Origin of the sequence: Deefgea piscis, from assembly GCF_013284055.1 — a bacterium.
In the GTDB taxonomy this organism is placed as follows: Bacteria; Pseudomonadota; Gammaproteobacteria; order Burkholderiales; family Chitinibacteraceae; genus Deefgea; species Deefgea piscis.
Map to the genome: position 1 here is coordinate 1,734,423 of NZ_CP054143.1, position 24,133 is coordinate 1,758,555.

Here is a 24,133-nt window from a genome sequence, read left to right on the forward strand (position 1 = left end):
TCTATCGGAGAAAATATTGTGAAAAGATGGCTCCTTTATGTATTGTTGCTAACGGGATTAACCGGCTGTTTTGGCGATGAACATAGTGATTTAAAAGAATGGATGGTCGAACAATCAAAAGGCTTGCGAGGAAAAATAGAGCCCTTGCCTGAGGCAAAGGTATATATTGCATTTCCTTATGAGGCCTTTGAAATCGCTGATCCATTTCGAACTAGTAAAATGGAATTGGCCAAAAAGACCAATGGTAGCGGTTTAGCGCCGAATATGAATCGTGTAAAAGAGGTTTTAGAAAATTACGACCTTGAAAAACTACGCATGGTTGGGACTTTACAACAAGGTGCCGCAGTACAAGCGCTAATTCGTGCGCCTGATGGTAATTTGTATCGAGTTAAGCAAGGTAGTTATATGGGGCAAAATTTTGGCATGGTCGCTAAAGTGTCAGAAACTGAAATTACATTAAAAGAAATTGTTGAAGACAGTGGTGGCGATTGGGTAGAGCGAACGACTGTCTTGGGCTTGGATGATGCGGAGCAGAAAAAATGAAAATGAATAAGAGCCTAGCGCGTTTAAGCTATTTTGCTTTATGTTTGTTAACGCCATTTGCATTTGCAATCGACGCGGCCAATATCACCAATGTTGAAGTCAGCAACGTCAGTGCAGATAAGCAAATTATTAAAGTCACCTTTAATAGTGCGCCACCAACACCAACCAGCTTCTCTGTGAATACGCCGCCTCGGATTGCATTTGATTTTGCCAATACCGCAAATCAAACTGGGAAGAATGTTTATCCCGTGAATGGTGCCGCATTGCGCTCGGTGAATGTTGCCGAAGGTACCGGTCGCACTCGCTTAGTGTTTAATTTACAAAAACAAGCCAGTTATGAAACCAGCGTTGAAGGCAATTCCTATTTGATTACGGTTGATGCGGCAGCCGCTGCAAATACCGCCGTCAATAGCGCACCTGTTCGGAGTAATACGCAGTTTTCAGATGCGAAATCCAGCAGCAAAGCAGAAGGAATTCAAGCGATTGATTTTCGACGTGGTTCAGCCGGTGAAGGTAAAGTCATTATTGATTTATCCAGCCCTAATGTTGGCATTGATATTCGCCAGCAAGGTAAAAATCTAGTGGTTGATTTTTCAAAAGCGGGCTTACCAAAAAATCTAGAGCGCCAGCTTGACGTGACTGATTTTGGCACGCCAATTCAGAAAATCGAAACGCATGCGCAGGGCGACTCAGTCAAAATGCTGATTGAGCCTAAGGGCAATTGGGAATACTCGGCTTATCAAACAGAAAATCGCTTTGTTGTTGAAGTACGTGATGCCAGCGCCAATAAAGATAAAGCGGCAAGTAAAGCGAATTACAAAGGTGAGAAATTATCTTTGAATTTCCAGAATGTTGAAGTGCGTACGGTATTGCAGGTTATCGCAGAGTTTACGGGGTTAAATATTATTACCAGTGACTCGGTTGGTGGTGCATTAACCTTGCGATTAAAAGACGTGCCTTGGGATCAAGCGCTGGATATTATTTTGCAAGCCAAAGGGCTTGATCAACGCAAAACCGGCAATGTGATGTGGATTGCGCCACGGGATGAATTGGCGGCGAAAGAGAAATCTGAATTAGAAAATCGTAAACAAATTTCTGAATTAGAGCCAACTCGTACTGAATATTTCCAATTGAAATATCATAAAGCCGATGCGTTGAAAACGATTTTAAGTGATGAAAAACAGAAAATCCTTTCGCCACGCGGTTCTGCGGTCATTGATCCACGTACCAATCAAGTGGTGGTGCAAGACATTCCATCTAAGCTTGAGCAAATTCGTGAGTTATTGACCAAAATTGACATCCCAGTGCGCCAAGTGATGATTGAAGCGCGGATTGTTGAGGCTGAAGACGGCTTTCAACGCCAGCTAGGTGTGAAATTGCATGGTTTATATGCTAAAGGCGATACGGCGTTTGGCGGCAATTTAACCAGCAAAGATTACACCAGTCCAGGTGGTTCTACTTTCCCTGGGCCAGCCATTGGTGGCAATGTGCCTTCGGTGAGTTTGCCTGCCGCAGGGATTACCGGTTTTAATCCCGGCTCAATTGCCATGTTGATTGCCGGTTCTGATGGTATTTTGGGTCTGGAATTGAGCGCATTAGAGCAAGATGGCAAGTTGAAAATCGTTTCGAGCCCGCGCTTGGTGACTGCTGATCAAGTTGAGGCGGTGATTGAAGATGGTCAAGAAATTCCATATTCGACTTCGTCGCAAAATGGCGCCACCACAGTTGAATTTAAAAAGGCCACGTTGTCATTAAAAGTTACGCCACAAATTACGCCAGATGGCAGCGTATTTATGGATGTACATGTGAATAAAGACAGCCGAGGAACCGAAACCATAAATGGCCCAGCGATTAATACTAAACAAATTAAAACCAAGGTCTTGGTTGAAAGCGGCGGCACCGTGGTGATTGGTGGTATTTTTATCGAAAACTCCAGCAATACGATTACGCAAGTACCACTCTTGGGTGATATTCCGGTGTTGGGTAATTTGTTTAAGAATCGATCAAACAAGAAAGAGCGCCGAGAGTTGTTAATTTTCTTGACGCCTCGGGTATTGGAATCGGATTTAACGCTGCGATAATCTAGCAACGTAGCGAGGCCATGGCTCGCTAAGGAACTTAGATTCAAGTAAAATGCCTGGCATGAGAATGCCAGGCAATTTTTATTTAGTCGGCCTAATGGGGGCTGGCAAAACGACCGTGGGGCGTGCCCTTGCGCGTGCAACCCAGAAAACTTTCTATGATTCGGATCATGAAATCGAAGCGCGGACTGGCGCTCGTATTCCTATGATTTTTGAAATCGAAGGAGAGAGTGGGTTTCGTGAGCGAGAAGCAGAGACCATCGCCGAGCTTTCCAAATTACAAGGCATTGTATTGGGAACCGGTGGTGGCGCGATCTTAAACCCAATTAACCGGAATCATTTACGGCGTAATGGCTATGTGATTTATTTGCGCGCTAGCCCTGAAGAGCTGTATTCACGCACTTGCCACGATAAAAATCGGCCTTTATTACAAACGGCAGATCCCTTAGGCAAACTCAAAGAACTCTACGAACAACGCGATCCGCTGTATCGCGAAGTGGCCGATCTGGTGATTGATACCAGCCAACAAACTGTGAATACCCTTTTGCAATTATTGCTGAAAGAATTGGAGCGTCAGACATGATCCGTAATGTACACGTTGATATTGACCACGCCCCGTACTCGATTTTGATCGGCGAAGGTTTACTTCAGTCCGTCGAGCCACTGATTGCATTGCTTGCGCAAAAGCGCGTTGCCATTGTCACCAATGAGACCATTGCACCGTTGTACTTGGCGGGTTTAGTGGCTCAATTAGAAGCTGCTGGCGTTGAATGTCAGTCGATCATTCTGCCTGATGGTGAAAAATATAAAACTTGGGACAGTTTAAATTTAATTTTTGATGCGTTATTAACTGCACGTGCCGAGCGCAAAACAACCCTAGTCGCTTTAGGTGGTGGTGTTATTGGTGATATGACCGGCTTTGCGGCTGCGGTCTATCAGCGCGGCGTGCCGTTTATTCAAATTCCAACGACGCTGCTGGCTCAGGTTGATTCATCGGTCGGTGGTAAAACCGCGATTAATCATCCTTTGGGTAAAAATATGCTGGGCGCGTTTTATCAGCCCAAGCTGGTACTCGCAGATTTAAGTACGCTATCGACTTTGCCGCAGCGTGAGTTTTCTGCAGGTATGGCCGAAGTCATTAAGTATGGCTTGATTGACGATCTAGAGTTTCTCGTTTGGCTTGAGGAAAACATGGATGCTTTAATGGCGCGTGATGTGGATTTAATCGCCTATGCCGTTGAACGCTGCTGCCAAAATAAAGCGCGAATTGTGGCTGCCGATGAAAAAGAAACTGGTCAGCGCGCCTTACTCAATTTGGGGCATACCTTTGGCCATGCCATTGAAGCGGGTTTGGGCTATGGCGTTTGGCTGCACGGCGAAGCCGTTGCCGCGGGGATGGTGCTCGCAGCGCATGCTTCGCGCGCATTAGGGCATTTGCAAGCCGCTGACGTGGATCGCGTGATCAATCTATTGCAACGAGCCGGCTTGCCGGTGGTTTCTCCGGCTTTGGGTGGCGAGCGTTATAAAGCTTTAATGGCGCAAGATAAAAAAGTCGACGCTGGTCGAATTAAATTTATCTTGCTGCGCCAATTGGGTGAAGCTTATATCGGTGAATTACCCGAGATCGCGATTGATACCGCGCTATTGGCGGGCTGCGAGTCCAGCAAATAATCTGCAAGCGATAGATCTAAAGCCGAGCGGGCTAACTCTAGATGCGATTCTAGCCCGCTATCGACTTCACTATTGAGTGGGCTTACCACCAATTCAAATACCGTCAGCAAACTAATTCGCTCGCTGCTACACGCTAAAATCCATTCGCCATCCCGAGTTGACTCAACCCATTGTTTAGCGGTCATTTGCTCTAATAATTGCTGTGTGGCATCGATGCCTAGCTCAACTTTGCGGCGTAATTGATCGATGTGCAGTACTTCACCATTTTGATGGGCGCGGGCTAAGGCGGCTAAAATCTGTACGGCTTGCTCAAAGCGCGTGCCGTGATGATTATCCCAGCGCCAGCCATTGCCATGCCAATACGATAAGCTCGCAGACAATACCGCCCCTGCCAAAATCAAGACCCAGCACAAATACAACCACATCAAAAAGATCGGAAAGCTAGCAAAAGTGCCGTAAACCAAGTTGTATGTGGTGAATTGCTTGATATACAAACCAAACAGCATCTTCATCAATTCGAGGCACGCGCTACTAAACAGTGCCGCAATTAGGGCGTGCGAACGTGGGACAAAGCAATTGGGGAGCGTGAGATACAGTAATCCCAAAGTAATAAACATCAGCAGCCATGAAGATATCTGCAACATGGGGATGTTGAGTCCACCTAGGCCTGAGTTTTGCGATATCCAGCTGGTGAGTGACAAACTTAAACCAATTAAAATGGGCGCTAAAGTGAGTGCGGCCCAATAAGTGAGCGTGCGAGACAGTAGTTTTCTGGGGCGTTTAACGCGCCAAATAGAATTAAACGTTTTCTCAATGGTAAACATCATCAATAGCGCCGTGGCCAATAAGCCAATCATGCCCATGGTGGTGAGACTATCGGCATTGGCGGCAAATTGGCGCATATACACCCCAATCACTTTGCCGGAGGCTTCGGGTACTAAGTTATTGAGGATAAAACCGCGAAATTTACCCACATTGATGCTGAACATCGGAAAAGCCGAAATCAGCGTAATCGCGATAGTAAACAGCGGCACGACCGCCAGCAAAGTGGTAAATGTCAGGCTACCGGCGGTTTCGAGGCAACGATCATTGAGTAGACGTTGACCGACGAAGCGAGAAAAGCCGCTAATTCGGGCCAGTTGCGGGAAAGTGTTAGCAAAATTCATAGCAGACAACGATAAGAAGCGAATCCCATTATAATAGCGCATCCTGAAAGCCGCCCCTGTTAAGATAATGACTGAAATCCTTGTTTTGTATTACTCAACCCACGGTGCTACGCGTCAGATGGCGCAACTCATTGCACGTGGCATTGAAGCAACTGCTGGCTGTTCTGCACGTTTACGCACTGTGCCGCGGATCTCTACAGTGTGTGAAGCCACCGAGGCGGATATTCCAAATGCAGGGGCGCCATATGTCACGCTCAACGATTTACTTGAATGTGATGGCCTGGCGCTGGGTAGCCCGACTCGATTTGGCAATATGGCGGCACCGATGAAATATTTTTGGGATTCGACCATTGCCGACTGGCTCAAAGGTACTTTGATCGGCAAACCGGCTTCAGTCTTTACCAGTTCTGGCACATTGCACGGTGGCAATGAATCCACATTACTAACGATGATGTTGCCGCTGTTACATCACGGTATGTTGATTGTCGGGACGCCGTATTCAGAAACCGCTTTAATGTCGACCACGACCGGTGGTACGCCGTATGGGCCGAGCCATTGGGCTGGGACTGAGTCAAATCAATCGATTTCCGACTCTGAGCGAGTGCTGTGCTTGGCGCAAGGGCGTCGATTAGCTGAAATTGCACTGAAATTAAAAGGAAGAAGTGAATGAAATTAAGTCCTGCCAATTTGCCGGCATTGCAAAGCATGACTGTGATTGCCTTGGTGGCGATGATTTTACTAACCACGGCATGGGAATTATGGCTGGCGCCGCTTAAGCCCGGTGGTTCTTGGGTGGTATTAAAAGCGCTGATTTTATTTTTGCCGTTACGCGGTTTATTGCATGGCCGCCGTTATACCTATCAGTGGTACACCATGTTTGTGCTGGTTTTTTTTATGGAAGGCGTGATGCGCGCATGGAGTGACCAAGGTTTGTCACAAGTATTGGCAGGGATTCAAGTGGTGCTAACGGTGGTGAGTTTTGTGAGTGCAACCTTATACGCTAAATATTCACGACCGAGCTTATTGGCACAAAATTAATTGGCGGTGGAATGGGTATATGGCTGAATTACTTTTCTTTAAACGCCTTTATGAATATACCCATGATTTAGTGCTAATTAGGTTTATTGTTTCGGCTTGAGCTGCTGCAAATACACCGCAGGATAGATAGAACAATGCCCCGCTGGATCGCAGCGGGGCTTTGTAGTTTATGCGTTCGGTTTCTTCAGTTGTGGTTTAGGTTCACCAGACTGAAAGCTTGAGCGCGCGCAATTTGTGATTGCTGCCTCCGCCAATCGATGGGGTGGTATCGATCGGTGCCGTATTTCGCAAATGCTTGCCATTGAGCAGTACCAAAAAACGTGCTGCTCATCGACAAAAACGTAGTTGATGGCGCTGTAAATGCATCAACTTAAACTGGCTGTGGATGCACTCGATTAATATTGTTGTGGATTTTATTGAGTGCTGAAATATACGCTTTGGCGCTGGCAACAATAATGTCGGTATCTGCGCCTTGGCCGTTGACGATTTTGGCGTCCTTCATCAAACGGACCGTCACTTCACCTTGGCTATCTGTTCCTGAGGTGATCGCATTAACCGAATACAGTTGCATTTCTGCGCCACTATTAAATAGTGATTCAATCGCTTTAAAGGTGGCATCGACCGTACCATCGCCGTGCGCCGTCGCATGACGCTCGATCCCCGCTTCGCTGACCACTAGATCGGCGCTTGGCGTTTCGCCGGTTTCGGAAATCACTTTCAATGAAATCAGTTTGATGTGTTCTTGCTCAATCGAAATCAACTCATCGGACACCAAGGCGTGCAAATCTTCGTCGTAAATTTCGCGTTTTTTATCGGCCAAAGTTTTAAAGCGCGCAAAAGCGGCATTTAATGCTTCTTCTGATTGCAGCTCAATGCCCAATTCAATCAATTTGGTTTTAAACGCATTGCGGCCAGACAATTTGCCCAAGCTTAAGCGGTTCGTGCTCCAGCCGACCGATTCGGCGCTCATGATTTCGTAAGTTTCACGGCACTTCAAAATGCCATCTTGGTGAATGCCTGACTCGTGAGCAAAGGCGTTGGCACCGACAATGGCTTTATTCGGTTGCACTGGGTAGCCAGTAATCGTTGACACCAATTTACTGGTTGGCACGATTTGCGTGGCATCGACATTGCATTCAACATTGAAAATATCGCGGCGCGTGCGCGTCGCCATAACGACTTCTTCGAGTGAGGCATTACCAGCGCGCTCGCCCAAGCCGTTAATCGTGCATTCAACCTGACGTGCGCCGCCCAAAACGGCAGCCAAAGAGTTAGCCACCGCCATGCCCAAATCGTTGTGGCAGTGCGCCGACCAGATGACGCTATCGCCACCTTTGGTTTTGGCGATCAATTCGCGGAAAAACGCTTCAGTGCGTTGGGGTACGGCGTAGCCGACGGTGTCGGGTACGTTCAATGTTGTTGCGCCAGCTTCGATCACTGCGCCAAAAATCCGCGCCAAAAAGTCGATATCGCTACGCAAGGCGTCTTCAGCCGAAAACTCAACATCATCGGTGTATTCACGCGCCATTTTGACGGCTTTCACTGCGGCTTCAACCACCTGATCTGGCGTCATACGCAGCTTGTGTTCCATATGGATCGGGCTGGTGGCGATAAAGGTGTGAATGCGGCCGCGTTTGGCATCTTTAATTGCTTCACCAGCCGCGCGTACGTCACGCTCATTGGCGCGCGCCAAAGAGCAGACCGTGCTGTTTTCGATAATGCCAGCAATGGTTTTGATGGCATCGGCGTCGCCAGGGCTAGCGGCGGCAAAGCCGGCTTCAATGACGTCAACGCCGAGTTTTTCCAATTGGCGGGCGATACGGATTTTTTCTTCTTTGGTCATCGATGCGCCAGGAGACTGCTCACCATCACGCAATGTCGTATCAAAAATCACCAAGCGGTCATTACTGCGTTGAGTCATGCTGTGCTCCTGAGTCTCTGAGGCGGTGGTTTGATCACGGCCCATATAATTTTGGATATTGAATTGCCGGCCTTGCTGACTTGCCAATTGAGCCAGTTTATTCACTTGAGCGAGCGGCAAGCTGCCGCGTTCGCGCCATTTATAAATCGCAGCTCGGGATACCGGATCATCTGGAAAAGCAGCATTAAGCTGATCGGCCAGTGTACTGGGTCCACCAAAATCAGCGATTAGACGGTCGATGTCTAATGACACAGTGTTCTCCTTTGCAGCGATGACTTGAGATTAGCCATATTTAGACTTAGTGTCAAACCTTGGCAATAAAAAAGAGCGGCCTGTTGTTTTGGCCGCTCTATTTTCTACATTATATTTTTAAATTAGACTATTTGTCTAATTTGTTGTGTTGTTTTGGACGTTTCATCACAAGCCACAGCCAATACACATAACCTGAGGCGGCGTAGCAGATAAAGAAACTAAACAACACCAAGGCTGGGCGTGATGCGCCGATGAGTAAAATTAAGGTCGCGATCAATAAACTCACAAAGGGCACGGTTTTGCGCATATGTAGCTCTTTAAAGCTCCAGTACGGCACGTTGGACACCATGGTTAAGCCGGCAAACAGCGTAAAGCACAGCGCAGCATAAGGCAGTAGCTCAACCAAGGGCGACAAATCGTCATGGTATTCAATATTGATCCACACCAATCCTGCAACTAAGGCAGCAGCAGCAGGGCTGGGCAAACCTTGAAAAAAACGTTTATCAACCACTTCGATATTGGTATTAAAGCGCGCCAAACGCAGCGCAGCGCCAGCGCAGTAGATAAAGGCCACCGCCCAACCGAGTTTGCCAAAGCCAGACAAGCCCCATTCATACATAATTAAAGCCGGCGCGACACCAAACGACACCATGTCAGACAAGCTATCAAATTGCGCACCAAATTCAGATTGCGTATGCGTCATTCTGGCGACACGGCCATCAAGGCCATCTAAAATCATCGCCGCAAAAATCGCTAAAGCCGCCGATTCAAACTGACCATTCATGGCTTGTACGATGGCATAAAAGCCAGAAAACAGTGCGGCGAGGGTAAATAAATTGGGTAGCAGGTAAATACTTTGACGGCGCAAAGTTTGTGCGCGGCTTGATGGGGGTTGCAGTTGCATGAAAGCCTCGATTGCATAGCATTTGAGGCAACATTGTAACTGACGTCTCGTGCCATCGGTAGCATGTGGGTAGATACGTTATAATCCGCGCTCTTATTTGTCCTAGGTGACTTTCGTGTCTGAGCGTCTATTTGTACTTTTGCAGTATGTCATCCCCAAGTTGGCGTTGACTCGATTGATGGGGGCCTTAGCCGGATTACGTGCTGGCAGCCTGACTCACGCAGTGATTACTCGCTTTGTCGCCAAATACCAAGTCAATATGGCCGAAGCGGCCAATCCCGATCCGACTGCGTATGCCACATTTAATGAATTTTTTACCCGCGCCTTAAAAGATGGCGCGCGGCCACTGGCCAATGCACAACTGCTGTGTACTGTTGATGGGGCAATTAGTCAGTTTGGGCCAATAGAACACGGGCAAATTTATCAAGCCAAAGGCAAGCAATTTACCACTACGGCTTTATTGGGTGGCAATGCGGCATTGGCCAAGCAATTTGAAAATGGCTTGTTTGCCACGATTTATCTCAGCCCGAAAGACTACCACCGCATTCATATGCCATGCCGTGGTCGTTTGCTAGAAATGACCTACGTGCCGGGTGAGTTGTTTTCGGTGAATCCAGCCACAGCGCGCGGCGTCGATGGTTTGTTTGCGCGTAATGAGCGGGTGGTATGCGTGTTTGAAGCCGACAACGGTCAGCCTTTTGTGCAAGTGCTGGTCGGCGCGACGATTGTTGGCAGTATGGCGACCACATGGCACGGCGTGGTTAATCCGCCGCGCAGCAAATCGGTGTGGACTAAAGATTATCGCGATCAGCAAATCGTCCTAGAGCAGGGCGCCGAAATGGGCCGCTTCTTACTTGGTTCAACCGTGGTATTGCTGTTTCCTGAAGGCGATTTGGAATTTAATACCGACTGGAAAGCGGGCCGCGGTGTGCGCTTAGGCGAGGTGATGGCGGATTGATGGTAAGGGTATAGGTTGCTAGGGTCTGTTGACGTTTGGTTTTCGGTCGCGCTGGAGCGATTTTCGCGGCAGATCAAGGCATTTTATGCGACCAATAACCCGTTATTCGAGCATGAAATAACGCAGAGATGCCGCGAAAAGCGCCCAGCCCTTGGGGTTTGGCTGCTTTTGGCCTGACACTGCGTTGAAAAACGCTTGCATAGAATGACTATGCCACGCGTCTTTCGCCTTGTTTCAGGCCAAAATCAGCACAAACGCGATCCGCAAACCAAACGTCAACAGACCCTAGCCATTATTAAATATGATTTGCTGGCTTATACTGCCTAACTTTGTTTTTATGACTTACGTTCAGAAATCCAATGATTTCGTAGGTTTGGCTTTAGCCCGCGACTCAAGCAATGCCGCCGCTTAAAAGCGGCCCTACAAAAACCTGTTGCAACAGAGTCATAATCAGGATTGTATTAAACGCTTTGGAGCTGTAAATGAATGCGATAAGGGTATTAGGCCAGATTACGATTCCTGAATCGCTCAAGCGAAACCTCGGCGAAATTCGCCAAACGCGCAGTTCGGCGTTTGCCGCCAAAGGCGTGATTGAGGTGCATTATTATCCGCAAGGCAATCCCAACCTGCCGACGGGGGATGCGTGGCAGCTGGATGCGGAAAAAACCGCATTTGGCATCGCCTTATTAAATCGTTTGGGCCTTGCGCCCGAATATATGCACGACGCCAATTTGATGGGCTACGCCCAGCTTGATCCACACACCGATATTGGTTTTTTGGTGCAAGACGAACCCGTCGCGTTTTTGCATGTGGTACTGCAAGGCGAGGGCGTGCTGCGAATGACTGGCGCGAGTAATCCACTCGAGCAAGCTACTGCGGTGAGCGAAGGCATGGTCTTTATCCTTAACCCAGAAATCGAACACGCTTTTGGCGATTGCTCGGATATTTTATTTTCAATATCGATGGTTGTGCCCCGCGCGAAAATGGCGGGGTTGACGTTGGTTTGATGTTGGCTGATTTGCCATGCGTAGGGGGGAATAAGCGCAGCGCATTCCACCGTTTAGTTCGCGTCATACGCGGTGCATCGGATTGGGCTTGATTGTGGCTTACGATCCATCCATTCGTAAAAGCAAGCTCCAACGTAGGGCGGCAATGAGTGAAACGAATTGCGCCGAATAAACGCGGAGCAACAACCCTGTGTGATTCAAGCATGATCCATTTTACCAACAGATGGATTCAATTAACGCAAAAGCCGGTGCAATTCGCTTAAGCTCATTGCCCCCTACGACTGCATCGTATTCGGTACGATTGCAGTTAGTCGAAGCTACGATGGTTTTTCTGAGGTGAATAAATGAGTTCAATCAAAATAGGGTGTAGTGCTGGTACTTCTATTCGGCACAATACGCATATTATTATGGCCTCTTTTTTACTATCAGCATTGCTTGCTTATGCTCATTACCAATATGGCTTTAAGTTTGCGCTACTTTTTGTGGCTATAAATCTGCTTGGTCTTTTAATTCATTTGGCAAGTAAAATTGAGTGTACTTTTGATGCTGAATTAAATGCTCTTTTCTTAGAAAAATCTATTTTTGCTTGGCGAATGGCGAGTGAAAAAACGATGCCTGTTTCTGATTTTTCTTATGTTTATGTGAAAGAGGGACGTTATGGTTATGAGCTTACTTTGTTTAGCACGATCCGCGACGAGTTGGTTTTATTCAGTGTCGAGCTTGAGAATGCTGAGTCTGAGGCTCAAAGAGTGGCAGGCATTTTAAATATCACGAATAAAGGCGTGTTGATGTCAAAGGGTTTTTCTCAGTAGGGTCACCGCTAGGACTCTGCGATTTTAGCTAGAAATAAACGAATTGATATAAATGTAAAAAACCGGCGCGAAGCCGGTTTTTTATTTGATGCATCATTTTAGCGAGCGAAACGCGATTGGGCGCGCAGCGAAGATGTTTTATTTTCTTCTCGGCTCAATCACGTTGCAGCCGCTTAAAAATTAGTTCTTAGTTTGGTCAACGATTTTGTTAGCTTGAATCCAAGGCATCATTGAGCGTAATTTGTTACCTACTACTTCAATGCCGTGTGCAGCGTTGTTGCGGCGCGCTGCAGTCATTGATGCGTAGTTGGTTTGGCCTTCCAAGATGAATTGTTTCGCGTATTCGCCAGACTGAATGTTTTTCAGTGCTTGACGCATTGCTTTGCGAGATTCTTCGTTGATTACTTGTGGGCCAGTTACGTATTCGCCGTATTCAGCGTTGTTCGAGATTGAGTAGTTCATGTTGGCGATACCGCCTTCGAACATCAAATCAACGATCAATTTCAATTCGTGCAAGCACTCAAAGTAAGCCATTTCTGGCTCGTAACCGGCTTCAACCAAAGTTTCAAAGCCCATTTTCACCAACTCAACTGCGCCACCGCACAATACGGCTTGTTCGCCGAACAAGTCAGTTTCAGTTTCGTCTTTGAATGTGGTTTCGATGATACCTGTGCGGCCGCCGCCCACGCCTGAAGCGTAAGACATGGCGATTTCCAGCGCTTTGCCTGAAGCATTTTGGTAAACAGCGATCAAATCTGGCACGCCGCCGCCACGCACGAACTCTGAACGTACAGTGTGGCCTGGGGCTTTTGGCGCGATCATGATGACGTCGAGGTCTTTACGTGGCACCACTTGGTTGTAATGAATCGCAAAGCCGTGCGCGAAAGCCAGTGTTGCGCCTTGCTTGATGTTGGGTTCGATTTCGTCTTTGTACAATTTTGATTGAAACTCGTCCGGCGTCAAAATCATCACTACGTCAGCGCCAGCAACGGCAGTGGCAACGTCAGTTACTTTTAAGCCGTGTGCTTGCGCTTTAGCTACAGTAGCAGAACCCGTGCGCAAACCAACAGTCACATCAACGCCTGAATCTTGCAAGTTGCAAGCGTGAGCGTGGCCTTGTGAACCGTAACCGATGATGGCTACTTTTTTCGATTTGATGATGTTTAAGTCGCAATCTTTATCGTAAGAAACTTTCATTTTATTTCCTTAGTGGTAATAGGTATTGGGTTGTGGGGCTTGCCTGTAAATACCTACAGGCAAATACCCTAACTATAGTTTCAAGATCCGTTCACCACGGCCGATGCCTGAGGCACCGGTGCGCACGGTTTCTAAAATCGCTGATTGGTCGAGTGCATTGATAAAAGCGCTGAGCTTTTCACCAGTGCCAGTCAGTTCAATCGTATAGGTTTTTTCGGTCACGTCGATGATACGCCCACGGAAAATATCCGCCATGCGTTTCATTTCGTCGCGATCTTTGCCGGTAGCGCGTACTTTAATGAGCATCAGTTCACGCTCAATGTGATCGGCCTCGTTCAGGTCGATCACTTTAACCACTTCGATCAGCTTGTTGAGCTGCTTGGTGATTTGTTCGATCACATCTTCCGAGCCGTGCGTGACAATGGTCATGCGGCTCATGGTTGGATCTTCGGTGGTTTGCACCGTCAGTGAATCAATATTGTAGCCACGAGCCGAAAACAGGCCCGTCACACGCGATAGCGCACCGGCTTCGTTTTCAATCAGGACAGATAAAATATGGCGCATGTTCATCTCTCCTTAGCAAAGATTGCCGTAATCACGGTTGTTTTCAAATGGCGTGAGCTGCATTGATTGCATATGCGGCGGCAAGTCCATTTGGTTAAGCCCTTTGCCGTTTTGGATCATTGGGAACACATTGGCTTTTGGATTGGTTAAGAAATCCATAAATACCAAGCGCTCTTTCATGGCAAACGCTTCGCGTAGTGCCGGCTCTACGTCGGCTGGCTTAGTGATTTGCATGCCAACGTGACCATAGGCTTCAGCCAACTTCACAAAGTCAGGCAATGCATCGACATACGATTCAGAATAACGCGTGCCATAGAAGAACTCTTGCCATTGGCGAACCATACCCAAGTAGCCGTTGTTCAGATTAATAATCTTCACTGGCGTGTGGTATTGCTTGCACGTCGACAATTCTTGAATATTCATCTGGATCGAGCCGTCGCCGGTGATACAAGCCACATCAGCATACGGATTAGCCAGTTGGGCACCCATCGCGGCAGGTAGACCAAAGCCCATCGTGCCCAAGCCGCCAGAGTTAATCCATTGGCGTGGACGGTTAAATTGATAATATTGCGCGGTAAACATTTGATGCTGACCAACGTCCGAAGTAATGATGGCTTCGCCACCGGTGACTTCGAACAATTTTTGCATCACAAATTGCGGCTGAATAATTTCGTCGTCTTGTGGGTACCACAAGCTTTTTGGTGCACGCCATTCGTTAATTTGATCCCACCACGCATTCAAGGCTTTTTCGCTTGGACGGGCGTTTGTTTCTTTGAGTACGGCGATGAGATCTTTCAGTACGTCTTTTACGTCGCCAACAATCGGCACGTCGACTTTAACGCGCTTGGCAATCGACGATGGATCGATGTCGATTTGTACAATTTTTTTGCTTTGTGACAAAAACTGCGCTGGATTTGAAATCACGCGGTCATCAAAACGAGCGCCGATGGCGATGATGGTGTCAGCGTATTGCATCGCCATATTGGCTTCATACGTGCCATGCATGCCGAGCATGCCCAAAAACTGCTTGTCTGAACCGGGATAAGCACCCAAACCCATCAGCGTATTGGTGCATGGCACATTGAGCATGCGCACCAATTCAGTCACTTCTTCTGAGGCATTGCCCAAGATCGCGCCGCCACCCACATAGATATATGGGCGTTTAGCTTGCTCGAGTAATTGCGCGGCTTTTTTGATTTGCCCTGGATGGCCTTTCACTGGCGGGTTATAGCTGCGAATGGCCACCGATTTAGGGTATTCAAAAACGGCCTTGGCTTGCGTCACATCTTTAGGTACGTCAATCACCACTGGGCCGGGACGACCCGTTGTGGCAATGTAAAACGCTTTTTTGATCGTTGTGGCTAGATCTTTAACGTCTTTGACTAAGAAATTATGCTTCACAATCGGGCGTGAACAGCCGACCATGTCGACTTCTTGGAAGGCGTCTGAGCCAATCGATGGCGTACCGACTTGGCCAGAAATCACCACCATTGGAATCGAGTCCATAAACGCTGTGGCAATGCCGGTTAAAGCATTGGTAGCGCCTGGGCCCGATGTCACTAACGCGACGCCAATTTTATCGCTGGATCGTGAGTAAGCATCAGCGGCATGAACGGCAGCTTGTTCATGACGAACGAGTACGTGTTTGAATTTGTTTTGTTTGAAAATCGCATCATAGATTTCCAAAACCGCGCCGCCGGGATAGCCGAATACAAATTCGACATTTTCTTCGGCAAGACAGCGCGCAAGAATTTCAGCGCCCGAGATCTGCATGGGTTAAGTCCTGAGTCAATCGTTGATCGGTTGGTGCAAGCTGCTAGTTAGCAGCAGGCAACTATTGAAGAGCGTTCAATAGCCAATGCCGCGCATGTAAGCTTCAAGAGCTCATCTATTAGAGCGGGCATTTTATTAACTGGACTTGCCGCAGTTCACTGGCTTGTGGCCATCAAGAACGAAGTGTGATGCGCTTGCGGTGTCGATCCAGTGCCCCTGCCGTCTGTTTAAACGACCGGTCGCTTTAGTGACTTTGTGTAGGGGGTTAAAGGTAAACGATAGGCTTTATTTTGGCAAGTTTTTCTGGCTGAATATTTTTGCTTTTGTTAGTATCAATCCCCTGTTTTTGCTGGCTATTTGGCAGCAGTTTTACGCTTTCCTGTTTTGGAGTCCCGTTTGGCAAGTCAGCAACAATTGAATGATTTTTTAGCCAGTGTAGAGCGCCGTGCATGGCGGCAAGCTCAGTACGCCGTGCGCGATCACGAGCACGCTTTGGATATAGTGCAAGATGCCATGCTGAAATTAGCCACACATTATGCTGACAAACCAGCATCAGAATGGCCAATGTTATTTCAAACTATCTTGCAAAATACAATACGAGACTTTCTTCGTCGAAATAAATTGCGTCAATTTTGGGTGAGTTTATTCTCTAAATTTTCATCTAATTCTAATGATGAAACTGACTCAGCTGATCCGCTATCTTATGTTCCGCACAATAGCGAGCTCAATCCCAGTGCAGAACAAGCCGTATTGCAGCAGCAAAATATGGCGTTAATCGAAGAAGGACTGGCTTTATTGCCAGCACGTCAACGTGAAGCCTTCTTGCTGCGTTATTGGGAGGAGATGGATGTGCAAGAAACCGCGCAAGTGATGGGCTGCTCTGAAGGCAGTGTTAAAACGCATTGTTCGCGCGCTTGTCATACCTTGGCCGATTGGCTTAAACAAAGGGGGCTCACCCTATGAATGAATTTGATGAAGCAAAGCAGCAGCATTTAGCACAATTGAGTCGCCAGGTGGCTGATGCGCCGATTCCTGAAGAAATTCGTGCCCGTTTAATTCAAGCCCGCCAAGCGGCGGTGGCACAGGCTGGGGCACCGCATTCTCGCGCTAGCGAGGTGTTAGCGCTGGTTAATGCACACCCTAAAATCAGCATGGTGAGTGTATTGCTGGTGCTGTTATTGAGTGTCACTTTCGTGCAACAGCAGCAGTCCAAACCAATGACAAGCTCGATTGATTTGGCTTTATTAAGTAGCGATGTGGCGATGGATGATTTACTTGACCCTACTTTATTGGATGCGCAGTCACGATGAAACGATTGATCATATTGCTGTGTACGCTGCTGTTTTGGAGTGCTGCTGCGCAGGCGGCGCCAGCTTGGTCGGAACTAACGCCAGCTCAACGCGAAGTATTAAGCACCATGCAAACCCAATGGGATGGTTTGCCAAATGAAGATCAGCAACGATTTTCTGCTTTGGCGTTGCGCTGCTCACAAATGCCGCCACATCATCAAGAAAAAATGCGCGCGCGTATCAATCGATGGGCCACATTAAGCCCTGAGCAGCGTGAACGTGCGCGCGAAAACTATCGGCGTTTGCAAGCGATGTCGCCTGAAGAGCGACAAAAACTGATGCAACAGCGCCATCACCGACGAGCCAGCCAAGCTTGCTGTAATTCACCAAAAACTGAGTAGGACCAATATGCTAATTAGTGCGGGTTTAACACGCCGTTTTGTGTCGTTTTTGTATGAGATTTTATTACTCACCGCCTTATTGCTGATTGCCGAAGGGCTGTTTCAAGGTGGCTTTCAGCTGTTTTCTGGGCACGCGGTGACCGAGTTAAGTGCTTATCCTTGGCTCAATGCCCTCAATTTTGCCTGGCTAACGCTGGTGAGCTTGCTGTATTTTGGCTGGTGCTGGATCCGCGGCGGGCAAACCTTGGCGATGAAAACTTGGCGCTGCCGCTTGCTGATGCAAGATGGCGCGAATTTAACGCCTAAAGCGGTGTTGATTCGTTTTGTGGTGGCGAGCGCCTGTTATCTGCCGTTATTGCCGATTTATCTGTTGGCGCGTAAACAGCCGGAATATCAAATGGGCTTGTATATTGCCTGCGGTTTATTTGTATTGCCGTTTATTTGGGCGCTGTTTGATCGGGATAAGCAGTTTATTTACGATCGTTTTGCCAACACCCGCACGGTGTTTTTTCCCAAAGAAGTGCCGTCAAAATACGCCAAGCCCAGTCAGGATGAGGCAGCGTAGTCTAGGCTAAAGCGCAGGTATTTAGCGACGAAAAAACCGTTGTCACTGGTGTATGAAGCAGTGCAACGGTTTTTTTATGCCGGGTTTAGTTTTGGCGACTACGGAAAAAAGCCAGTACTAACAGTGCCAGCAACAAGCCAATTACGGGTTTATCACCGGCCCATTGATACGGGGTATGGCCTTGCATATGGCGAACTTCGCCTTCTAAAACCGCTTGGGTTTGCTCGGGCAAGCTGCTCACAATTCGGCCTTTGGCATCAATAATCGCCGTTTTACCGGTGTTGGTGGCGCGGATGAGGTAGCGGCCGTTTTCGAGCGCTCGGGCGCGCGCCATTTGCGCGTGTTGCTCGGCCGCCCAAGAGCCATCAAACCACGCCATATTGGTAAAGTTCGCCAGTAATGTCGCATTAGCGGCGTTAATGCGGATTTCGTCACCAAAAACGTCTTCGTAGCAAATATTAGCGGCGATCAGCCCGCCATTCATCGTCAATGGCGCTTGCGCCAGTGGTGCGCGCTGAAAACCGCTCATTGGCATCTCAAGCATTTGATACGCCCAGCCAAATAGCCACGGCAGCGGAATGTATTCTCCAAAGGGCACCAAGTGTGATTTGGCGTATTGCTCTTGGGCTGGGTTGGCTAAATTCACCACTGAATTTTGATATTGATCTGGCTTTGGCCCGCGCGTGGCCACGCCCATTAACAGCGTGGCGGATTTTTGCTGAGCGATTTGGCGTAGTTCTGCCAGATAGTCGGGCGGTATCTCGTTAAAAAACGACGGAATCGCCGTTTCGGGCAGCAAGATCAGTTGGCCTTGGGCGGCTTGGCTGAGCGTGAGATAGCTTTTGAGGCTGTCAAAATAAAAGTCAGCATTCCACTTCATGCTTTGCCCGATATTGCCCTGCAAAACGCTGACTTTGAGTGGCTCGCCGATGGGGTAGGTCCAATTGATTTTTTGCAGTAATTGGCTGCTACTGAATAATGCAATCGCCAAACCAAGCGCGAGTTTTTTATCCAATAAAAATACGCCAACGCATAAAGCCATTAACCAACCTGCGCCATAGCTGCCAATAATAGGGTATAGCCCGCCAAGCCAATCAATCTGTGCGCTACCGACCGATGCCCAAGGAAAGCCAGTAAACAGCCAACCGCGCAGCCATTCACACAAAATAAACATCGTTGGCGCAATCAGCGTAAAGCGCCAGCTATCGCGGCAGGGTATTTTCCATGTGAGCCAGCCAGCCAACATTGGAAACAAGGCTAAATAAGTCGCAAACAGCAGCACTGCGCCAGCCGCCGCTGGCGCTGGCATTTTGCCGTGGGTATGTAGACTGATGTAAATCCAGCCGGCATTGGCAACGAAATACCCCAGCCCCCAAGCTAAGCCCGGCCATAAAGCTTGCCGTGCAGAACCGGCTTTTTGCCAGCCGGTAAATAAAATCCACAGCGAAATTGGCAGCAGCCAAAATTGCGATAAAGGCGCAAAAGCGGCCACAGCGCTAGCGCCGGCAAGGCATTGAATGAGTAGGAATAGATAGCGATTTTTGGGCATGGTCTAAAAGCGAAGTCGAAGTCGCGGTGCAAGGTGGTTTGCGAAGAGGAGGTGGCTTGGATCACGACGCATTGATTTTATCGTGATCCATGGATGACTTAAGCTTCGTGATGATCGGTGATTTTTTCTAGCAAAATTGAATGCACGCGGCGGCTATCAGCGCGCAAAATTAAGCAGCGGTAACCATGGCAGTCGATGCTTTCGCCGCGTTTAGGCACATGGCCAAAGCAATCCATCATCACTCCTGCAATGGTGTCGAACTCATCGGTTGGAAAGCGGCTACCGATGGTTTCATTCAAATCACTGATTTCTGTTACGCCTTTGACGCGCCAAGCGCCACGGCGATCTTGCACCATATTGTCTTCGTCTTCATCTTCGTCGTATTCGTCTTCGATATCGCCGACGATTTGTTCCATCACGTCTTCAATGGTGACTAGTCCGGCAACGCCGCCGTATTCATCGACCACAATCGCCATATGGTTGCGATTATTCCGAAAATCTTTAAGTAGCACATTCAGGCGTTTGGCTTCGGGGATGTACACCGCAGGGCGCAGCATTTCGCGGACATTAAATTCGCTGTCGCTGGCATAAAAACGCAGTAAATCTTTGGCTAGCAACACGCCCAATACATGGTCTTTGCTGCCGTCGATGACTGGAAAGCGCGAGTGGGCGGTTTCAATCACCAAGGGGATAAATTCGGCGGGGGAGTCGTTGATGTCGATGACATCCATTTGCGAGCGCGGCACCATCACATCGCGCACTTGCATGTCGCCCACATTGAGCACGCCTTCGATCATACCGAGGGCATCGGCGTCGAGTAATTGGCGCTCGAAAGCGGTGTGGAGAATTTCAACCAGTTCGCCGCGGTTTTCCGGCTCCCGTAACAGGAAATGGGTCAATCTTTCTAATAAGCTGGGCTTATAACTCGGGGACGGAACGTCGTCCATAATGCGTATTGCTCCTATGGGTGGATAGCAGGGCTGGCCTGCAGCGATCAATGAGCGAAGTTATTCACGCTCGGTCAGATAAGGGTCATCATAACCCAGCTGCGTGACAATTTGGGTTTCGAGCAATTCCATTGCTTCGGCCTCGGCCTCTTCAAGATGATCAAACCCTTGTAAATGCAGCGTACCGTGCACCACCATATGGCAATAATGCGCCAATAAAGCCTTGCCTTGCTGCTGCGCTTCACGCTCAATCACCGCGCCACACAACACCAAATCGCCCATTAAAGGCTGGCCCGCAAGCTGTGGTAATTCATCATCAAAAGTAAACGTGAGTACATTGGTGGCGTAATCTTTTTGCCGATAATCACGGTTCAGCGTTTGCCCTTCGTCGGCATCAACAAAGCGCAGCGTGATTTCAGCGTGCTCAATTTGCTTGGACAAAGCGGCGTTCACCCATTTTCTTAATAAACTTTTACGTGGAATGGGGCTGTTGCGGCTTTCGTTTTGAATGGCGAGCTGGATTTGATTTTTCATTATTGCGAGCTTTTTCTTGGTCACTGTAGGCTGGGCTGGCCCAGTCAATCGGAGCTTGTGTGGTGGGCTTAAGCCCATCCTACAAGCCCAACCTAAATTTATAGATTGCGTTTTGCTGCGGCTTTTTCGTAAGCAGTGACAATTTTTTGCACCAGTGGATGGCGCACCACATCAGCGGCGGTGAAGTGGTGAATGCCTATGCCACGCACGCCGAGCAAGACTTCTTGCGCGTCGGTAAGGCCGGATTTTTGATGCTTAGGCAAATCGACTTGCGTCGCGTCGCCGGTAATCACCGCTTTGCTACCAAAACCAATCCGCGTTAAAAACATCTTCATTTGTTCTGGCGTGGTGTTTTGCGCTTCGTCCAAAATAATAAAGCTGTGGCTTAGCGTTCGGCCACGCATAAACGCCAGCGGGGCGATTTCGATAATTTGTTTTTCAAATAACTTGGTGACTTTTTCTACGCCCATTAAGTCGTACAGTGCATCGTACAGTGGTCGCAAATACGGATCGACTTTTTGCACTAAGTCGCCCGGCAAAAAGCCCAGCTTTTCACCCGCCTCAACGGCGGGGCGAACCAAAACTAATCTTTGCACGGTATCTCGCTCTAGCGCATCAATGGCGCTGGCTACCGCCAGATACGTCTTGCCAGTACCAGCCGGGCCAATGCCAAAAGTGATGTCGTTGTCGGCAATGGCTTTGATATACACATTTTGCCCCGGCGTGCGCCCGCGTAAATCACCACGTTTGGTGCGCAATTGCGGCACGGTAGGGTCGATAATTTGTGCGTTGGGATTACGCAAGATTTCCATCAAACCCAATTGCACTGCATCGACGTCGAGTGGCGAGGCGCTGTCTTCGTAAAAACATTCCAGCGCATCGAGCGCCTGACGAACTGATTTTAATTCGCCGCTGACGCGAAACGCTTCATTGTGGCGATGCACCGTGACATCAAACGCCACTTCGATTTGTTTTAAGTTTTCATCCAGCGCGCCACATAAATTGGCCAAACGCAGATTATCGATGGGCGTGAAATGCAGAGTTTCTGTATGCAAGGTTTAATTCCTGAAATCAAAATCAGTTTGGCGCACATTGAGCCAGCCAAAAAATCCAGATGCATCGGTCGATTTGACCGATGGCGCTGGGTCGCTTGGCGGCTTGATCGCAAGCGCGGGTTTACTCTTTAATGATGATTTCGCCGCGCAAGCTGCGTGGGAAGGCATCGGTAATGCGAACTTCAACAAACTGATTCATTAGGCGTGGGCTGCCTTCAAAATTCACAATACGGTTATTGTCGGTGCGGCCTGCGAGCTCAGACTTGTCTTTTTTGGCAAAACGCTCCACCAACACGCGCTGCACGCTACCAATCATCGATAGATTAATGGCTTCGGCTTGTTGCTCTAAGCGTTTTTGCATCCGTTGCAAGCGGGCGAGTTTGACTTCTTCTGGCACATCATCGGGTAAATCAGCAGCAGGCGTGCCCGGGCGGCGGCTGTAGACAAAGCTGTAGCTGGTATCAAAACCTACGTCTTCGATCAGCTTCATGGTGCGCTCGAAGTCTTCTTCGGTTTCGCCCGGAAAGCCGACAATAAAGTCGCTCGAGAAACACAAATCTGGGCGCGCTTCGCGCAATTTGCGAATCACTGATTTGTATTCCAGCGTGGTGTAGCCGCGTTTCATATTCACCAACACCCGATCCGAGCCCGCTTGCACTGGCAAATGCAGTTGTGAGCACAGCTTTGGCAAAGTGCGGTAGCAATCGATAATCCGCGCCGTCATTTCTTTGGGGTGGCTGGTGGTGTAGCGAATACGCTCAATGCCAGGGATTTCGTGTACGTATTCTAGTAGCGTCGCCAAATCGGCGATTTCGCCAGCGTCTTCACCATCCAAAATCACACCGCGATACGCGTTCACATTTTGGCCGAGCAAATGCAATTCTTTCACGCCTTGCTGCGCCAAATGCGCGACTTCGGTCAGGATGTCTTCAAACGGGCGCGATACTTCTTCGCCACGGGTGTACGGCACCACGCAGAAACTGCAGTATTTCGAACAGCCTTCCATAATCGACACATACGCCGCGCCACCTTCAACGCGCGCGGGTGGCATGTGGTCGAATTTTTCGATTTCGGGGAAGGAAATATCCACTTGGCTGATGCCAGATTTGCGTTTTTCGGCAATCAGCTCGGGCAGACGATGCAAAGTTTGCGGGCCAAACACAATATCTACATACGGCGCGCGCTTGATAATCGCATCACCCTCTTGCGAGGCCACACAGCCGCCCACACCGATGACGATATTGGGATTGGCCAGTTTAAGCTCACGAACGCGGCCCAAATCCGAGAAGACTTTTTCTTGCGCTTTTTCGCGCACGCTGCAGGTGTTAAATAAAATAATGTCAGCTTCATCGACATTCTCGGTTTTCACCAAGCCATCGGCCGCATTGAGCACGTCGACCATTTTGTCTGAATCGTATTCATTCATTTGGCAGCCGAAGGTTTTAATAAATACTTTTTTGCTCATGGCTTTCTTCTATAGGGGTATTGGTTTTACTGCTTTTATCAACAAGGGCTGCATAGCAATACCCTTGGAAGGCAATAAAATAAGAATTTTCTTTGAGCCACTGGGCGTAATGCCAGCAAAGGCTAGGGCGTGATTTTAACGCAAATCGACTCGCAAGCGGCGCTCTTATGACATGGGATTTGTTACACAGAGATGAGCAGCGGCAATCAAGAACTCGCCGCCGATTCATGTCATGCAACTGGCAGCGGCAGCGAGTATTTTTGCGGCAAGAGTTGGTGCTGAGATTCGTCGCCCCCGCGCAGCGAAAGCATCACTGCGTAGGCAGGGGGATTTTAAGTGCTACGTAGGCGATGACGCTGCGCTCATCGCCCCGATACTGTCCGTGCAAAAGTTTGCGAGCAAGATGTTGAAGCTGTAAACAGTTGATTGAGTACAGCAAGT

At 48.6% G+C, this 24,133-nt stretch carries 24 protein-coding genes; 13 read left to right on the plus strand and 11 right to left on the minus strand.

The annotated features are described in order from the left end of the window. Positions 1 to 18 precede the first annotated feature (18 nt). The 4 genes from HQN60_RS08285 (at position 19) to aroB (ending at position 4,295) form a co-directional block, all read left to right on the plus strand. Positions 19 to 543 (plus strand): pilus assembly protein PilP, encoded by a 525-nt coding sequence (locus tag HQN60_RS08285; RefSeq protein ID WP_173533203.1) that lies wholly within the window; start codon positions 19 to 21, stop codon positions 541 to 543. After that, complete coding sequence (locus HQN60_RS08290) at positions 540 to 2,624, plus strand: type IV pilus secretin PilQ (RefSeq protein WP_217390071.1); 2,085 nt, start codon at positions 540 to 542, stop codon at positions 2,622 to 2,624. Before HQN60_RS08285 ends, HQN60_RS08290 begins: the two co-directional genes overlap by 4 nt. Before the next feature lie 67 nt (positions 2,625 to 2,691). Next, positions 2,692 to 3,207: a shikimate kinase gene (locus tag HQN60_RS08295; RefSeq protein ID WP_254456599.1), complete on the plus strand. Its 516-nt coding sequence runs from the start codon at positions 2,692 to 2,694 to the stop codon at positions 3,205 to 3,207. Then, complete coding sequence (gene aroB / locus HQN60_RS08300; protein WP_373281560.1) at positions 3,207 to 4,295, plus strand: 3-dehydroquinate synthase; 1,089 nt, start codon at positions 3,207 to 3,209, stop codon at positions 4,293 to 4,295. The genes HQN60_RS08295 and aroB overlap by 1 nt, the downstream gene beginning before the upstream one ends. Here aroB and HQN60_RS08305 read toward each other — a convergent pair. Then, complete coding sequence (locus HQN60_RS08305; protein ID WP_173533206.1) at positions 4,226 to 5,461, minus strand: YihY family inner membrane protein; 1,236 nt, start codon at positions 5,459 to 5,461, stop codon at positions 4,226 to 4,228. The two genes, aroB and HQN60_RS08305, sit on opposite strands and share 70 nt — an antisense overlap. 67 nt (positions 5,462 to 5,528) lie before the next feature. Here HQN60_RS08305 and wrbA point away from each other — a divergent pair, with 67 nt between their 5' ends. Next, a complete protein-coding gene (wrbA, locus tag HQN60_RS08310; RefSeq protein WP_173533207.1) occupies positions 5,529 to 6,131 on the plus strand; it encodes an NAD(P)H:quinone oxidoreductase in 603 nt (200 codons plus the stop codon). Beyond that, positions 6,128 to 6,499 carry a DUF2069 domain-containing protein gene (locus HQN60_RS08315; RefSeq protein ID WP_254456600.1) on the plus strand — a complete coding sequence of 124 codons (372 nt, stop codon included), beginning with the start codon at positions 6,128 to 6,130 and terminating at the stop codon, positions 6,497 to 6,499. Before wrbA ends, HQN60_RS08315 begins: the two co-directional genes overlap by 4 nt. Before the next feature lie 370 nt (positions 6,500 to 6,869). Here HQN60_RS08315 and HQN60_RS08320 read toward each other — a convergent pair whose 3' ends face one another. Together HQN60_RS08320 and pssA are read right to left on the minus strand one after the other, a co-directional pair. Next, a complete protein-coding gene (locus HQN60_RS08320) occupies positions 6,870 to 8,672 on the minus strand; it encodes a 2-isopropylmalate synthase (protein ID WP_173533208.1) in 1,803 nt (600 codons plus the stop codon). A 127-nt stretch (positions 8,673 to 8,799) separates the two neighbouring features. Then, the gene (gene pssA / locus HQN60_RS08325) at positions 8,800 to 9,576 is read right to left on the minus strand and encodes a CDP-diacylglycerol--serine O-phosphatidyltransferase (protein ID WP_173533209.1); all 777 of its coding nucleotides are present in this window, start codon (positions 9,574 to 9,576) and stop codon (positions 8,800 to 8,802) included. Positions 9,577 to 9,691: 115 nt separating this feature from the next. On the opposite strand from pssA, the gene asd reads away from it, so the two are divergent. The 3 genes from asd to HQN60_RS08340 all read left to right on the plus strand — a co-directional run bounded on the left by asd (position 9,692) and on the right by HQN60_RS08340 (position 12,353). After that, the gene (asd, locus tag HQN60_RS08330; RefSeq protein WP_173533210.1) at positions 9,692 to 10,534 is read left to right on the plus strand and encodes an archaetidylserine decarboxylase; all 843 of its coding nucleotides are present in this window, start codon (positions 9,692 to 9,694) and stop codon (positions 10,532 to 10,534) included. 482 nt (positions 10,535 to 11,016) lie between these two features. Then, complete coding sequence (locus tag HQN60_RS08335; RefSeq protein ID WP_173533211.1) at positions 11,017 to 11,541, plus strand: hypothetical protein; 525 nt, start codon at positions 11,017 to 11,019, stop codon at positions 11,539 to 11,541. 344 nt (positions 11,542 to 11,885) lie between these two features. Further along, the gene (locus tag HQN60_RS08340; protein ID WP_173533212.1) at positions 11,886 to 12,353 is read left to right on the plus strand and encodes a hypothetical protein; all 468 of its coding nucleotides are present in this window, start codon (positions 11,886 to 11,888) and stop codon (positions 12,351 to 12,353) included. 180 nt (positions 12,354 to 12,533) lie between these two features. Here the strand turns inward: HQN60_RS08340 and ilvC are convergent, their stop codons facing one another. The 3 genes from ilvC to ilvB form a co-directional block, all read right to left on the minus strand. Further along, positions 12,534 to 13,550 carry a ketol-acid reductoisomerase gene (ilvC, locus tag HQN60_RS08345; protein WP_173533213.1) on the minus strand — a complete coding sequence of 339 codons (1,017 nt, stop codon included), beginning with the start codon at positions 13,548 to 13,550 and terminating at the stop codon, positions 12,534 to 12,536. A 72-nt stretch (positions 13,551 to 13,622) separates the two neighbouring features. After that, positions 13,623 to 14,114 (minus strand): acetolactate synthase small subunit, encoded by a 492-nt coding sequence (ilvN, locus tag HQN60_RS08350; RefSeq protein ID WP_173533214.1) that lies wholly within the window; start codon positions 14,112 to 14,114, stop codon positions 13,623 to 13,625. A gap of 12 nt (positions 14,115 to 14,126) precedes the next feature. Further along, on the minus strand, positions 14,127 to 15,887 hold the full coding sequence (gene ilvB / locus HQN60_RS08355; RefSeq protein ID WP_173533215.1) for a biosynthetic-type acetolactate synthase large subunit: 1,761 nt from the start codon (positions 15,885 to 15,887) through the stop codon (positions 14,127 to 14,129). Between the two features lie 396 nt (positions 15,888 to 16,283). Here ilvB and HQN60_RS08360 point away from each other — a divergent pair, with 396 nt between their 5' ends. The 4 genes from HQN60_RS08360 to HQN60_RS08375 are packed head-to-tail and all read left to right on the plus strand — an operon-like array spanning position 16,284 to position 18,142. Then, positions 16,284 to 16,850 (plus strand): RNA polymerase sigma factor, encoded by a 567-nt coding sequence (locus tag HQN60_RS08360; RefSeq protein ID WP_173533216.1) that lies wholly within the window; start codon positions 16,284 to 16,286, stop codon positions 16,848 to 16,850. After that, a complete protein-coding gene (locus HQN60_RS08365; protein ID WP_173533217.1) occupies positions 16,847 to 17,197 on the plus strand; it encodes a DUF3619 family protein in 351 nt (116 codons plus the stop codon). The genes HQN60_RS08360 and HQN60_RS08365 overlap by 4 nt, the downstream gene beginning before the upstream one ends. After that, the gene (locus HQN60_RS08370; protein WP_173533218.1) at positions 17,194 to 17,577 is read left to right on the plus strand and encodes a DUF3106 domain-containing protein; all 384 of its coding nucleotides are present in this window, start codon (positions 17,194 to 17,196) and stop codon (positions 17,575 to 17,577) included. The genes HQN60_RS08365 and HQN60_RS08370 overlap by 4 nt, the downstream gene beginning before the upstream one ends. A 7-nt stretch (positions 17,578 to 17,584) precedes the next feature. After that, positions 17,585 to 18,142, plus strand: coding sequence for an RDD family protein (locus HQN60_RS08375; protein WP_173533219.1), 558 nt, complete (start codon positions 17,585 to 17,587; stop codon positions 18,140 to 18,142). Between the two features lie 85 nt (positions 18,143 to 18,227). On the opposite strand, the gene lnt is transcribed toward HQN60_RS08375, so the two are convergent. The 5 genes from lnt to miaB all read right to left on the minus strand — a co-directional run bounded on the left by lnt (position 18,228) and on the right by miaB (position 23,692). Further along, a complete protein-coding gene (lnt, locus tag HQN60_RS08380; RefSeq protein ID WP_173533220.1) occupies positions 18,228 to 19,691 on the minus strand; it encodes an apolipoprotein N-acyltransferase in 1,464 nt (487 codons plus the stop codon). Between the two features lie 98 nt (positions 19,692 to 19,789). Further along, positions 19,790 to 20,638, minus strand: coding sequence for a CorC family transporter (locus tag HQN60_RS08385; protein WP_173533221.1), 849 nt, complete (start codon positions 20,636 to 20,638; stop codon positions 19,790 to 19,792). A 60-nt stretch (positions 20,639 to 20,698) separates the two neighbouring features. Beyond that, positions 20,699 to 21,172, minus strand: coding sequence for an rRNA maturation RNase YbeY (gene ybeY / locus HQN60_RS08390; RefSeq protein WP_173533222.1), 474 nt, complete (start codon positions 21,170 to 21,172; stop codon positions 20,699 to 20,701). 98 nt (positions 21,173 to 21,270) lie between these two features. Further along, positions 21,271 to 22,227, minus strand: a complete 957-nt coding sequence (locus tag HQN60_RS08395; protein WP_173533223.1) for a PhoH family protein — start codon at positions 22,225 to 22,227, stop codon at positions 21,271 to 21,273. A 121-nt stretch (positions 22,228 to 22,348) separates the two neighbouring features. Next, positions 22,349 to 23,692 (minus strand): tRNA (N6-isopentenyl adenosine(37)-C2)-methylthiotransferase MiaB, encoded by a 1,344-nt coding sequence (gene miaB, locus HQN60_RS08400; protein WP_173533224.1) that lies wholly within the window; start codon positions 23,690 to 23,692, stop codon positions 22,349 to 22,351. Positions 23,693 to 24,133: the final 441 nt, after the last annotated feature.

Bases quoted from the DNA above. Each gene is read 5' to 3' on its own strand.
- HQN60_RS08290 (WP_217390071.1), top strand. From the start codon at position 540: ATGAAAATGAATAAGAGCCTAGCGCGTTTAAGCTATTTTGCTTTATGT.
- HQN60_RS08315 (WP_254456600.1), top strand. From the start codon at position 6,128: ATGAAATTAAGTCCTGCCAATTTGCCGGCATTGCAAAGCATGACTGTG.
- ilvC (WP_173533213.1), bottom strand. From the start codon at position 13,550: ATGAAAGTTTCTTACGATAAAGATTGCGACTTAAACATCATCAAATCG.
- HQN60_RS08365 (WP_173533217.1), top strand. From the start codon at position 16,847: ATGAATGAATTTGATGAAGCAAAGCAGCAGCATTTAGCACAATTGAGT.
- HQN60_RS08305 (WP_173533206.1), bottom strand. From the start codon at position 5,461: ATGAATTTTGCTAACACTTTCCCGCAACTGGCCCGAATTAGCGGCTTT.
- ilvN (WP_173533214.1), bottom strand. From the start codon at position 14,114: ATGCGCCATATTTTATCTGTCCTGATTGAAAACGAAGCCGGTGCGCTA.
- HQN60_RS08295 (WP_254456599.1), top strand. From the start codon at position 2,692: ATGCCAGGCAATTTTTATTTAGTCGGCCTAATGGGGGCTGGCAAAACG.
- HQN60_RS08385 (WP_173533221.1), bottom strand. From the start codon at position 20,638: ATGGACGACGTTCCGTCCCCGAGTTATAAGCCCAGCTTATTAGAAAGA.
- ybeY (WP_173533222.1), bottom strand. From the start codon at position 21,172: ATGAAAAATCAAATCCAGCTCGCCATTCAAAACGAAAGCCGCAACAGC.
- miaB (WP_173533224.1), bottom strand. From the start codon at position 23,692: ATGAGCAAAAAAGTATTTATTAAAACCTTCGGCTGCCAAATGAATGAA.
- lnt (WP_173533220.1), bottom strand. From the start codon at position 19,691: ATGCCCAAAAATCGCTATCTATTCCTACTCATTCAATGCCTTGCCGGC.
- HQN60_RS08340 (WP_173533212.1), top strand. From the start codon at position 11,886: ATGAGTTCAATCAAAATAGGGTGTAGTGCTGGTACTTCTATTCGGCAC.
- pssA (WP_173533209.1), bottom strand. From the start codon at position 9,576: ATGCAACTGCAACCCCCATCAAGCCGCGCACAAACTTTGCGCCGTCAA.
- wrbA (WP_173533207.1), top strand. From the start codon at position 5,529: ATGACTGAAATCCTTGTTTTGTATTACTCAACCCACGGTGCTACGCGT.
- HQN60_RS08375 (WP_173533219.1), top strand. From the start codon at position 17,585: ATGCTAATTAGTGCGGGTTTAACACGCCGTTTTGTGTCGTTTTTGTAT.
- HQN60_RS08370 (WP_173533218.1), top strand. From the start codon at position 17,194: ATGAAACGATTGATCATATTGCTGTGTACGCTGCTGTTTTGGAGTGCT.
- ilvB (WP_173533215.1), bottom strand. From the start codon at position 15,887: ATGCAGATCTCGGGCGCTGAAATTCTTGCGCGCTGTCTTGCCGAAGAA.
- HQN60_RS08335 (WP_173533211.1), top strand. From the start codon at position 11,017: ATGAATGCGATAAGGGTATTAGGCCAGATTACGATTCCTGAATCGCTC.